Raw genomic sequence first — 11,591 nt, forward strand, 5'->3', positions numbered from 1 at the left:
TCCGACGCGGCTCTCCACAATGGTTGATCGGCCGAACCATCTGGTTGTATTGTCGAACCATGCAGGCTGGTGAGCTCGACGCGGCGCAGGAAGCACTGATGCGTTTCGTCCGCAATTTCGGCCTCCATCAGCCGGACCGGACACCCTGCGGGCAGCCCTTGCCCATGTCGGAGGCGCACGCCATGGTGGAGATTGCTCGGGAGGGGCAGATCCGGCAGGTGGAGTTGGCTCGCCGGCTGCGTCTGGAGAAGAGCACCGTCAGCCGCCTGGTCAGCAACCTGGTCAACCGGGGCTGGGTGCACCGAGAGACGGCCGAGGGTGACGGTCGTGGCGTTCTGCTTCTGCTGACTCCCGCGGGCGCCACGGGCGCCACCCGACAGGCCGATGCCCGTCGGACCCGGCTCACCGCCCTGCTCGATCGCGTGCCCGACGACCAGCGCGCGGCAGTGGTGCGTGCGCTCCAGACCCTCGCGGAGGCCACCGGTGAACCGTTCTGACCGCCCTCGCCCCCATCGGGCTCTCCTCCTGGCGGCCATCGCCGCCGCCACGCTGACCGGCGGTTGCGCCGACGACTCCGCGCCGTCGATACCGACAACGACCACCTCCGATCGGCAGGCTGACGTCGCCGATCGAGGGGCTTCCGTCATGCCGTTCGACCTGGAACGCACCACGCACCGCTTCACGAAGAGCGACACCGGCGGCGTGCAGACCGTGGTCGCCGACGACCCCCAGGACACCACCCAGGTCACCCTGGTCCAACACCACCTGAGCTCCGAGGTCGAGCGGGTCCGGCGCGGTGACTTCAGCGACCCCGCCCGCATCCACGGCGCCGAGATGCCGGGCCTGGCAACGCTTCGGGCACACGGCGGGCGGATCACCATCACGTACGAGGCGGTTCCCGGCGGCGCGCGCGTCACCTACGCCACAGACGACGCGGCGCTTCGCGATGCCCTGCACCACTGGTTCGATGCCCAGGTCAGCGACCACGGCTCGCACGCCACCCGCTAAGCGCCACCAACCGAGTGGCCTCCGCCACCTCGGCGGCGCCAGAGCACCGTGCAGGCCGCGGCGAGGGCCAGCCCGAGCAACGGGGCGGCACCCACGCCGGCGAGCGTGCAGGCCACCGCGAGCAGCGCCGGCGGCACCCAGCACCAGGCGGGCACGGTACGCGGGACCCGACCGCGCCGACGGGCCGCCGCCTCCACGGCCATCGGCACCACCAGCACCGGCAGCGCGGCGGCCAGCACCGTCAACCACTGCAGCACCAGACGGTCGAACCGCGCCACCGCCAGCACACCGCCAAGCACCGCGACGAGCAGCATCGCCGCCCGCACCGGCAGCCGGGGAGCCAGGCCACGCAACGCCAACGAACCGGAGTACGTGGTGGTCAGCGCCGCCGCGAAGACCGCCACCGCGACGAACAGGTTCGCGTACCCGGCCAGCCCCGAGCCGGCGGCGAGCAACGCCACCACGTCGGCCGAGCCGGTGCGCAGCCACAGGCCGGCACCGGCGAGCACGCCGAGCAACGCCGGCCCGACCAACAACCCCACGCACCAGGCCAGGTCCCGCCGCCGGGCAAGACCCACGCTGAAGTCCGGCGCGCGCAGCGCGAACACCGCCGCGTACCCGATCAGCGCCGCGGCGTCGACGAGCCCACCGGCGGCCAGCCGGACCGGCGCACCCGGTGGTGGCAGCACCGTCAGGCACCAGCCGACCAGCACCACAGCGCTGAGCGTGGTGAGCACCGCGACCCGGTTGCCGAGCCGGGCCGGCGCCCACGAGACGGCGAGGACCGCCACCTCCAGCAACGCCGGCCCGGCCCAGGCCGGCAGGTGGGTCAGCGCCGCCAGCGACGCCCCGCCGAGGCCGACGTTGAACCCGTTCCACCCGATCATCGACGCCGTCAGCACCGCCGCCAGCAGCAGCCGCGAGGTGTCCCCCAGGTACGCGGGCAGCACCGCCGTCAACGGCGCACCGTCGCCGAGCGGCCGGCGCAGACCGATCCGGCCCTGTCCCCAGAGCAGGGCCGCCATCAGCGCCCCGCCGATCAGCAGCCCGGCCACCGGCACCGCGCCGCCGTGCCGGGCGGCCATCGCCGCGCCGAGCACCAGCGTGGCGGGTGCGGTGCCAATGCCCAGCCAGGCGCCGACCGCCGCCGGCCACCGCCGTTCGGGCAGGTCAGACAACGTGGCGCAGGTACCCGGCGATCGCCGCGTCGAGCACCTGGGCGCCCGGACGCGCCCACACCTCGGCGGAGAAGACCTCCACCTCGATCGGGCCGACGTAACCGGCCGCGTCGACCGCCTCGCGCAGCCGGCGCAGCTCGATGCACCCGTCGCCGGGCAATGCCCGGCCGAGCAGCACCCCCTCCGGCAGCGGGGTCACCCAGTCGCAGACCTGGAACGCGGCGATCCGGTCGGCGGCTCGCGCGACCTGCGCGTACACCGTGTCATCCCACCAGACGTGGTACGCGTCCACGACCACGCCGACCACCGCCGGGTCGAACCGCTCGGCGATGTCCAACGCCTGACCCAGGGTGCTGATGACGCACCGGTCGGCGGCGAACATCGGGTGCAGCGGCTCGATGGCCAGCCGCACCCCGGCGGCCTCGGCGTGCGGGGCCAACTCGCCGATCGCGTCGGCGACCCGACGCCGGGCGCCGTCGATGTCCCGGTTGCCGGCGGGCAACCCACCGGACACCAGCACCAGCTCCGGGGCCCCGAGGACGGCCGCCTCCTCGATGGCCCGCAGGTTCTCCGCGCGCCAGTCGTCAGCCGTGAAGAACCCACCCCGGCACAACGACGTGACGGCGAGACCCGCGTCGCGGACCAGTTTCGCCGAACGGGCCAACCCGTACTCGGCCACCGGCTCCCGCCACAGGCCGATACCCGGCACGCCGGCCGCCACGCACCCAGCCACCACCTCCGGCAACGGCCAACGCTGGGCGGTGGCCTGGTTGAACGAGAAGCGGGTCAGGCTCATTGTGCCACCCCCGCCACGGTGAACAGGGCCCGGGCGCGGGCGGCGGCCAGCTCGGCGTCGGGCAGCAGCCCGGCCGCGTCGGCCAGGGTGAGCAGTGTGGCCAGGTGCGCCGGCGACCGCCCGGACTGCGCGCCACCGACCATGGTGAAGTGGTCCTGGTGCCCGGCCAACCACGCCAGGAACACGATCCCCGTCTTGTAGTGCCAGGTCGGCGCCGCGAACAGGTGCCGGGCCAGCGGCACGGTGGGCGCGAAGATCTCGTCGTACGCCGTCAGGTCCCCCCGGTCCAGAGCGGCCAGCGCGGCGGCGGCGGCCGGTGCGATGGCCGCGAACACCCCGAGCAGCGCGTCGGAGTGACCCACCTCGTCGCCCCGGATCAGCTCCGGGTAGTGGAAGTCGTCACCGGTGTAGAGGCGTACCCCGGCCGGCAGGCGACGGCGCAACGCGATCTCCCGGTCGGCGTCCAGCAGCGACACCTTGATGCCATCCACTGTGGACTGGTGGGTCTTGATCAGCTCGATGACCGTGTCGGCCGCCAGGCTCAGGTCGACAGCACCCCAGTAACCGGTCAACGCCGGGTCGAACATCGGGCCCAGCCAGTGCAGCACCACCGGCTCGTCGGCGGCGCTCAGCAGCTCGTCGTCCTCCAGTAGGTAGTCCTCCGGGCCGCGCGCGGCGGCGGCCAGGTGCCGGCTGCACATCAGCACCGGCCGGGCGCCGGCCGCCCGCACGTCGTCGAGCTGCTCGGCGTACGCGGCGCTGACCGCCGCCAGGGTGGCCGGACCGGCCGGCAACTGGTCGGTGCCGACCCCGGCGACGATCCGCCCACCCACCGCGCGGGCCTCGGCGGCGCTGCGCCGGATCAGCTCCCGGGTCGCCGGATAGTCCAACCCCATCCCCCGCTGGGCGGTGTCCATCGCCTCGGCGACCCCCAGCCCGTACGACCACAGGTGCCGCCGGAAGGCGAGGGTGGTGTCCCAGTCCACCGCCGCCGGGGCGCCCGGCACGTTCTCCGCGCCCGGATCGGCGACCACGTGCGCGGCGGCGTACGCGATCCGGCTGGTCGCCGACGCGTCCGGTCGGGCGAAGCCGCTCCCCCCGGCGAACCGGTGCCGTCGCCCACCCGGCAGCACCACGGCCGCGGTCATGAGCGCAGCTCCGGCACCTCGACGCGGATGCCCTCGCGGGCCGCGCGCAGCCCCAGCTCGGCGAGCTGCACCCCACGCGCGCCGGCCAGGAAGTCCCACCGGAATGGCTCGCCGGCCACGACGTGCCGCAGGTACGCCTCCCACTGCACCTTGAAGCCGTTGTCGAACTCCTCGTTGTCCGGCACCTCGGCCCACTGGGCGCGGAAGTCCTCGGTTGCCGGCAGGTCCGGGTTCCAGACCGGCTTCGGGGTGACCGCCCGGTGCTGCACCCGGCAGGACCGCAGGCCGGCGATCGCGCTGCCCTCGACGCCGTCGACCTGGAACTCCACCAGCTCGTCGCGGTACACCCGCACGGTCCACGACGAGTTGATCTGCGCGATCACCCCGCCGTCGAGCTCGAAGATGGCGTACGCGGCGTCGTCGGCGGTGGCCGGATACGCGTGGCCGGCCTCGTCCACCCGCTCGGGCACGTGCGTGGCGATCACGCAGGACACCGCGTTGACAGTGCCGAACAGCTCCTCCAGCACGTAGTGCCAGTGCGGGAACATGTCCACCACGATGCCGCCGCCGTCCTCGGCCCGGTAGTTCCACGACGGCCGCTGCGCGGGCTGCCAGTCGCCCTCGAAGACCCAGTACCCGAACTCGCCGCGTACCGACAGGATCTGACCGAAGAAGCCGCCGTCGACGAGACGCTTGAGCTTGCGCAGACCGGGCAGGAAGAGCTTGTCCTGCACCACACCGCTCCGTACGCCGGCCGCGTCCGCCGCCCGGGCCAGGTCGAGCGCGGCCGCGGTGTCCTCGGCCAGGGGCTTCTCCGTGTAGATGTGCTTGCCGGCCTCGATGGCCTGCCGGATCGCCTTCTCCCGCTGCTGGGTGACCTGCGCGTCGAAGTAGATCTCGATGTCGTCGCGGGCCAGCGCCGAGGTCAGGTCGGTGCTCCAGTCGGTCAGTCCGTGCCGCTCGGCGAGCTCCCGGAGCTTCGTCTCGTTGCGCCCGACCAGTACCAGTTCCGGCCAGATGGTGGTGCCGTCGGCCAGCGCCACACCACCGGATTCGCGGATGGCCAGCAGCGACCGGACGAGGTGCTGCCGGTAGCCCATCCGTCCGGTCACGCCGTTGACGATGATGCCGATCGACCTGCGGGTCATGGTGTTCCTTCCGTCGTGCTGGTCGTGCCGATCCGCGTTCAGTGGTTGGCGGCCGCGCTGCCGAGCAACCCACGCAGGTCGGTGGCGAGCCGGTCGAAGCGGGGATCCGACATCACCTGCGCGTAGTCGCGGTGCGCCGGCAGCTCGACCGGGAAGGTGCGGATGATCCGGCCGGGCCGGGGACTCATCACCACGACCCGGGTGCCGAGGAAGACCGCCTCGGCGATGGAGTGGGTGACCAGCACCACTGTGGTCCCGGTCTCCCGCCAGATCCGGTGCAGCTCGGCGTTCATCTGCTCGCGGGTCAACGCGTCCAGGGCGCCGAACGGTTCGTCCATGAGCAGCACCGGCGGGGAGTGCAGCAACGCGCGGCAGAGCGCCACCCGCTGCTGCATGCCGCCGGACAGCTCGTGCGGCAACGCCTTCTCGAAGCCGGTCAGACCGGTCATCTCGATCAGCTCGTCGGCGCGGCGGGCCGCCGTCGTCCGGTCCATGCCGCGCATCTCGGCCTGGAGCAGGATGTTGGCCCGGGCGCCGCGCCACTCCAGCAACGCGGCCTTCTGGAAGACGAAGCCGATCTCCTTCTGCGGCCCGCGCACCGGACGCCGCAGCAACGACACCTCGCCGCTGGTCGGCGTGACCAGTCCCGCGACGATCTTCAGGAGGGTGGACTTGCCACAGCCGGACGGGCCGACGATCGTGACGAACTCGCCCGGCTCGATGTCCAGTGAGACGTTGTCCAGGGCGGTGGTCTGCGACCGCCGGGTGGTGAACCGGACGGTCAGCCCGGACATCCCGATGGCGGTGCCGGTGGCTGCCGGCGCGGGGGTCACCGGGTCACCCCTGCGCCGCGTACGAGGAGTCCCAGTAGGCGCTGGGCGCTCCCGGGTCCTTCAGCTCGGCGTAGCGGGACATCAGCTCGATGGTCTCGGTCCACTGGGCCTCGGTGTTCACCCCGGGCGGGCCGTCCGCGCCGATCAGTGGCAGGTTGAGGGTGAGCTGCTTGGTGAGCACCTCGGGCGCCGGTTCGTTCTCGGCCAGGGCCGCCATCGCGCTCACCGCGCCGGCCGGGTCCCGGGCGGCGTCGGCCCAGGACTTCTGGGTGGCCCGGACGAACTTGCGGGCCAGCTCCGGGTCCTTCTGCAGGGTCTGCGTGTTGGCGACCAGACCGGTGCCGAGCAGGTTCATCCCGTAGTCGGCGAAGAGCAGTACGTCGACCTTCTTGCCGGTCTTGCTCTCGATGGTGGGAGCCTGGTCATGGAAGAAGCCCATGATGGCGTCGACCTTGCCCTCGGCCAGGGCGGCGATCTTGCCGGCGGCGTCGACGTTGACCACCTTGACGTCGTCCTTCTTGACGCCGTTCTTCTCCAGCCAGGCCGGGAAGGTCGCGTAGAGGGCGTCGCCGGGGGTGCCGCCGACGGTCTTGCCCTTGAGGTCGGCCGGGGTCTTGATGTTCTCCTCGGTGAAGAACTCCACCGAGGAGGGTCCCTTCTCCAGGTACGCGCCGAGGCTGCGCACCGGCATCCCGCTGGCCACCGACTTGAGCAGCACCGGGCTGTCCGCCCAACCGAAGTCGGTCTGCTTCTGGGCGACCTGCTTGACCGTGTTGCCCGAGCCGTTGCCGGGCAGGATCTTCAGGTCGATGCCCTCGGCGGAGTAGTAGCCCTTCTGCAGGCCGTAGTAGAAGGGCGCGTGCTCGCCGTAGGGCACCCAGTTGAGGGTGAGGGTGACCTGCTTGCTGCCGTCGGCGTTGGTGCTGCCGGCGGGGTCGTCCCCACCGCAGCCGGTCGCGGTGAGAAGCAGTGCGGCGGTGACCAGGATGGTGGTGGCGGTGCGTTTCATCGGTGCCTCCGTGATGGGGTCGGTCAGGAGGTGGTGAGGGACACGCCGGCGCGACGGCTGGCGTGCCAGGGAATGAGCAGTGCTTCGGCGATCTCGACCAGGACGAACAGGACGATGCCGATGGCGGACATCAGGATCAGGTCGGCGAACAGCAGCGGGGCGTCGAGGTTGCCGTTGGCCAGCAACAGGACGTAGCCGAGCCCTTCGCTGGCGCCGACGAACTCGCCGACCACGGCACCGACCACGGCGAGGGTGACGGCCACCTTCAGGCCGGCCATCAGGTGCGGCAACGCGTTCGGAAAGCGGATCTTGCGGAAGGTACGCCACGGGCCGGCGCCCATGGTGGCGGCGAGGTCGAGCAGTTCCGGGTCGGTGGAGCGCAGCCCGGCCACCCCGGAGATGACCACCGGGAAGAACGCGATCAGCACCGCCAGGATGATCTTCGGGGTGAGGCCGAGGCCGAACCAGACCACCAGCAGCGGCGCGATGGCGATCTTCGGGATGACCTGAGCGAACAGGACGATCGGGTAGAGCGCCTTGTCCAGGGTGCGGGAGTAGGCGATGGCGACGGCCGTGACCAGGCCCAACGCGGCGGCCAGCACGAAGCCGAGCACCGTCTCGTAGAGGGTGACCACTGTGTGCCGCGCCAGCTCGGACCACTGGGTGGTCATCGTCTCCCAGACCTGGCCGGGTGTGGGCACCAGGTAGTTCGGGACGTACTCCCGGGCCGCCACGAACCACCAGGCGACGAAGAAGACCGCGAGCACCAGCGCCGGACGCCAGAGCGAGTCGGCGAAGACCACCGCCCGCCGGCCGAGCGTCGGGCGTGGCGGACGGCCACCACCGGGTGGCGGTGCCACCGCTGTGGACGACGTCGCGCTGTCAGCGGCCTCCGGCGCGGCGAGGCTCTCCGGCCCGGAGGCGGCCGCCCGCGCACCGCCCGTCTGGTCGGCGGCCTGCCGGCCCGCCGTGTCCAAAGAGTTCTCGGTCACGCGGAACCTCCTCGGGGCCCGGCACGGCGCTCATGAAGCGGGCCGGTCGGCGGATCAGGCAAACGCTTTCCTGGAGCGTAGGCGGCACCCTCACGCCGGGCAAGGCCTTTCCTCGATCTATTCCGTTCGATTGCCGACCCAGCCGGCGCCGATCGCTCCGAGATCGACTCGGCTTGCTGAAAACCGGGCTGTCGACGGCCCTCGGACACCCCGATTCCAGTGAAACCGAGTGGACCACCCATCGGTCCACAGTGGATCTGGTGGTGCCCTGCGGACCGTCAGCCGGCCGCCGGGTAGGTGTCGAGGAAGCCGCACATGCCCAACCGGCCGCGCTCGACCGGCGCGGCCACCGCGTACACCCCGGCGTCGCCCAGGTGCCCGGCATCCCCCCGCTCCAGGGCGTCGAGCTGCGCGGCGGTGCCGGCGGCGGCACGGCCCGCGCCGTCCTCCCACCGCTGCCGCCACCGCCCCAGCAGCGGCTGGCGCAACGCGACAGCGGCGGCATGGAACGCGGCCAGCGCCGCCGGACCGCCGGAGCGCAGCGCCTGGAAACCGGCGACCGCCAGATCCCGCCTGCGGTACGCGGCGTGCACATCCACACCCGGCGCTCCCCCGTCGGGCAACGCCGCCGCCGCGGCGTACGCGGCCGGGTCGGCCAGCACCTCCGGCGGAAAGGTCAGCACCGCGTCGCCGGCCTCCGGCAGGCCGCTGTTCTGCATGAGCACCACGATGCTCAGCCCGTCCCCGTTGACCAGGCGGTGCACGGTGCCCGGCTCGAACCAGACCACCACCCCCGGCCGCAGCGACGTCTCCCGGAAACCGGCGGTGGTCAGGGTCTGCACCGCGCCCTCGCCGTCGGTCACCACGTACCCCTCGGTGCAGCACAGGTGCACGTGCGGAGTGCCGCCGACCAGGCCGTCGGGGGCCACCGTGTCGTAGACGCGCAGCCGGGACACCCCGATTCCGCCGGGCAGCGGTGCCGCCCGATCAGGGCGGGTGGCGCCACGGGCGGGAGGGTCATCGGGTTGACGTACCGCGAAGCGATCGGACACGGCAGTGCCTCCCTGCGGGAAAGGGCTTTCTCTGCGGTACGGTGACGCTAGCCGGCACGACGAAACGCCGTCAACAGATCGAGGGGGCGGGCCATGGCGACCCTGTCCGATGTGGCCCGCCGGGCGGGCGTCTCACCCGCCACCGCTTCCCGCGTCATCAACGGCAGCAGCAAACCGGTCACCGACGAGCTTCGCGAGCGGGTGCTCGCCGCCGTCGCCGAGTTGCAGTATGTGCCCAACGCGCACGCCCAACTGCTGGCCCGCTCGCACCGCAGCGCGGTCGGGGTGATCGTGCACGACGTCTCCGACCCGTACTTCGCGGAGATCACCCGAGGGCTGCAACGGGTCGCCACCGACCAGGGCCGGCTGCTGATGATCTGCAACAGCTACCGGGACCCGGACCGCGAGTTGGAGTACGTGGAGTTGCTGCGCGGCCACCAGGTGGCGGCGCTGATCCTGGCCGGCTCGGGCTACCACGACGAGGCGTTCACCCGGCAGCTCAACGAGAAGCTCGCCGCGTACGAGGCCACCGGCGGGCGGGTGGCGGTGATCGGCCGGCACGAGCACTCCGGCGACGCGGTGATGCCGGACAACCGGGCCGGCGGCTACCTGGCCGGGCGGGAGCTGTGCGGCCTGGGGCACCGGGCGATCGGCGTGATCGCCGGCCCGCGCATCCTGACCACCACGACCGACCGGCTGGCCGGTCTGCGGCAGGCGCTCACCGAGCAGGGCCGTGAGCTGCCCGAACGACGCATCCGTTACGCGGAGTTCGACCGCGACGGTGGTGCCGAGGCCACCGCCCGACTGCTCGACGCCGACCCGGAGTTGACCGCGATCGTGGCGCTCAACGACTCGATGGCGATCGGCGCGCTCGCCACCCTGCGCACCACCGGGTTGGCGGTGCCGCAGCAGGTGTCGGTGCTGGGTTTCGACGACATGCCCATCGCCCGGGACGTGACCCCCGCGTTGACCACCGTGCGACTACCCTTGGTCCATATGGGAGTGCGGGCGATGTCCCTGGTGCTCGGCCCCGGGGCCGCGGCGCCCCGGGTCGAGGTGCTCCCCGCCGAGCTGATCCGCCGCGACACCGCCGGCCCCGTCCCCCGTTCCACCCGCGCCACCGCGGGCTCCGCGCCACGGGCCCGGCGGGGGGACACCACGTCGTGACCGCCGTCAGCCCGACCCAACAGTCCCTCACCAGCGCCGATGTGGCATACCTGGTCGGCGCGTCGTTCGGGCCGGGCGCCGGGGTCCGCGACGCTGGTCCGCTGACCGGGGGTGGGTACGCGACGGTCTGGTGGGCGCTGCTCGACGACGGCCGTCGGGTGGTGCTGAAGCTGGCTCCGTCGGCCGAGACGCCGCAGCTGCGCTACGAGCGCGGGCTCTGCGCCGCCGAGGATCGATACTTCCGGCTCGTCGCCGAGCGGGCGCCGCAGGTGCCCGTGCCCGCGGTGCTGTGGCACGGCACCGACCCGGCGTACGGCGAGTGGTTGGTCACCGAGTTGCTGCCCGGCCGGTCGCTGTTCGACCTGGCCGAGGCCGGTGGCGCGGTCGACGACGGCCCGGCGCGCTACGACCTGGGGGTGGCTCTCGCCGCGTTGCACCAGGTGACCGGTGACCGGTTCGGTTACGACGGCGGCCGGGCCGCCGGCGCGACCTGGCGGGCGGCGTTCACGGCGATGCTCGACGAACTGCTGGCCGACGCGGCCGACTGGGACGTCCGACTGCCGGTGACACCGCAGCGCCTGCACGAACTACTGGGGCGGCACGCCGACGTGCTGGACGAGGTGCGCCGCCCGGCGCTGCTGCACTTCGACTGCTGGGACGGCAACGTGTTGGCGGCACCCGACGGTGATGGCCGGTTGCGGCTCTGTGGCCTGGTCGACGGCGAGCGGTTCCTCTACGGCGACCCCCTGCTGGACCTGGTCTCGCCGCGGCTCTTCCAACGCGTCGAGGACGACCCGGAGCACCCGCTGCTGCGCGGTTACCAGGCCGCCGCACCGCGGCCGCTGGTGCTGGACGCGTCGGCCCGCCGCCGGCTCGCCTTCTACCGGTTGCACCTGTACCTGCTGATGACCGTGGAGATGCCCAGCCGTGGGATGACCGCGCAGAGCCATCCCGGGCGGTACGCGCAGCTGGCCGCCCTGCTCGACGAGGAGATCGCCGCCCTCGCCTCGGGCTGACGGCCGTCGCGGGCGGCGTCCGACGCGTGATCGGACGCCACCCGCCGCCGGTCAGGGCAGGTCGATCGGGCGGAGCACCCGGTCCACGGAGTGCGCGATCTGCCGGTTGCCCTTGTTGACGTCGAAGGTGACGACGCGCGCGTCACGGTCGTTGGTGTCGGCGTCGACCAGCCGCACCTGGCGGAAGAAGTACAGGTAGGTACGGACGTCGACCTCCACCGTGGTGCCGAGCGCGGTGGTCAGG

At 72.5% G+C, this 11,591-nt stretch carries 12 protein-coding genes and 1 pseudogene; 4 read left to right on the forward strand and 9 right to left on the reverse strand.

Going from position 1 to position 11,591, the window contains the following annotated elements; translation table 11 throughout:
• The first annotated feature begins 59 nt into the window (after positions 1 to 59).
• Positions 60 to 497 (forward strand): MarR family winged helix-turn-helix transcriptional regulator, encoded by a 438-nt coding sequence (locus KBX53_RS00900; protein WP_210857494.1) that lies wholly within the window; start codon positions 60 to 62, stop codon positions 495 to 497.
• Positions 484 to 1,008: a hypothetical protein gene (locus KBX53_RS00905; RefSeq protein ID WP_210857495.1), complete on the forward strand. Its 525-nt coding sequence runs from the start codon at positions 484 to 486 to the stop codon at positions 1,006 to 1,008. The genes KBX53_RS00900 and KBX53_RS00905 overlap by 14 nt, the downstream gene beginning before the upstream one ends.
• Here the strand turns inward: KBX53_RS00905 and KBX53_RS00910 are convergent.
• The 8 genes from KBX53_RS00910 to KBX53_RS00945 form a co-directional block, all read right to left on the reverse strand.
• A complete protein-coding gene (locus KBX53_RS00910) occupies positions 1,005 to 2,186 on the reverse strand; it encodes a hypothetical protein (RefSeq protein WP_210857496.1) in 1,182 nt (393 codons plus the stop codon). The genes KBX53_RS00905 and KBX53_RS00910 overlap by 4 nt on opposite strands.
• On the reverse strand, positions 2,179 to 2,982 hold the full coding sequence (locus KBX53_RS00915; RefSeq protein ID WP_030327382.1) for a sugar phosphate isomerase/epimerase: 804 nt from the start codon (positions 2,980 to 2,982) through the stop codon (positions 2,179 to 2,181). Before KBX53_RS00915 ends, KBX53_RS00910 begins: the two co-directional genes overlap by 8 nt.
• Positions 2,979 to 4,130, reverse strand: coding sequence for a dihydrodipicolinate synthase family protein (locus KBX53_RS00920; protein WP_210857497.1), 1,152 nt, complete (start codon positions 4,128 to 4,130; stop codon positions 2,979 to 2,981). The genes KBX53_RS00915 and KBX53_RS00920 overlap by 4 nt, the downstream gene beginning before the upstream one ends.
• Positions 4,127 to 5,278 (reverse strand): Gfo/Idh/MocA family protein, encoded by a 1,152-nt coding sequence (locus KBX53_RS00925; protein WP_210857498.1) that lies wholly within the window; start codon positions 5,276 to 5,278, stop codon positions 4,127 to 4,129. The genes KBX53_RS00920 and KBX53_RS00925 overlap by 4 nt, the downstream gene beginning before the upstream one ends.
• 38 nt (positions 5,279 to 5,316) lie before the next feature.
• Complete coding sequence (locus KBX53_RS00930; protein WP_030327377.1) at positions 5,317 to 6,111, reverse strand: ABC transporter ATP-binding protein; 795 nt, start codon at positions 6,109 to 6,111, stop codon at positions 5,317 to 5,319.
• Between the two features lie 4 nt (positions 6,112 to 6,115).
• Positions 6,116 to 7,120 carry an ABC transporter substrate-binding protein gene (locus tag KBX53_RS00935; protein ID WP_030327376.1) on the reverse strand — a complete coding sequence of 335 codons (1,005 nt, stop codon included), beginning with the start codon at positions 7,118 to 7,120 and terminating at the stop codon, positions 6,116 to 6,118.
• 23 nt (positions 7,121 to 7,143) lie between these two features.
• Positions 7,144 to 8,112, reverse strand: a complete 969-nt coding sequence (locus tag KBX53_RS00940) for an ABC transporter permease (RefSeq protein WP_210857499.1) — start codon at positions 8,110 to 8,112, stop codon at positions 7,144 to 7,146.
• A gap of 278 nt (positions 8,113 to 8,390) precedes the next feature.
• A complete protein-coding gene (locus tag KBX53_RS00945; protein WP_309140686.1) occupies positions 8,391 to 9,164 on the reverse strand; it encodes a cupin domain-containing protein in 774 nt (257 codons plus the stop codon).
• Positions 9,165 to 9,257: 93 nt separating this feature from the next.
• Here KBX53_RS00945 and KBX53_RS00950 point away from each other — a divergent pair, with 93 nt between their 5' ends.
• Both KBX53_RS00950 and KBX53_RS00955 read left to right on the forward strand, forming a co-directional pair.
• Positions 9,258 to 10,331, forward strand: a complete 1,074-nt coding sequence (locus KBX53_RS00950) for a LacI family DNA-binding transcriptional regulator (RefSeq protein ID WP_030327371.1) — start codon at positions 9,258 to 9,260, stop codon at positions 10,329 to 10,331.
• A complete protein-coding gene (locus KBX53_RS00955; protein ID WP_210857500.1) occupies positions 10,328 to 11,347 on the forward strand; it encodes a phosphotransferase family protein in 1,020 nt (339 codons plus the stop codon). Before KBX53_RS00950 ends, KBX53_RS00955 begins: the two co-directional genes overlap by 4 nt.
• A 51-nt stretch (positions 11,348 to 11,398) precedes the next feature.
• Here KBX53_RS00955 and KBX53_RS00960 read toward each other — a convergent pair.
• Positions 11,399 to 11,591, reverse strand: a pseudogene (locus KBX53_RS00960) (fasciclin domain-containing protein); the annotation flags it as partial.

Origin of the sequence: Micromonospora sp. M51, assembly GCF_018070305.1 — a bacterium.
Classification (GTDB): Bacteria; Actinomycetota; Actinomycetes; order Mycobacteriales; family Micromonosporaceae; genus Micromonospora; species Micromonospora parva.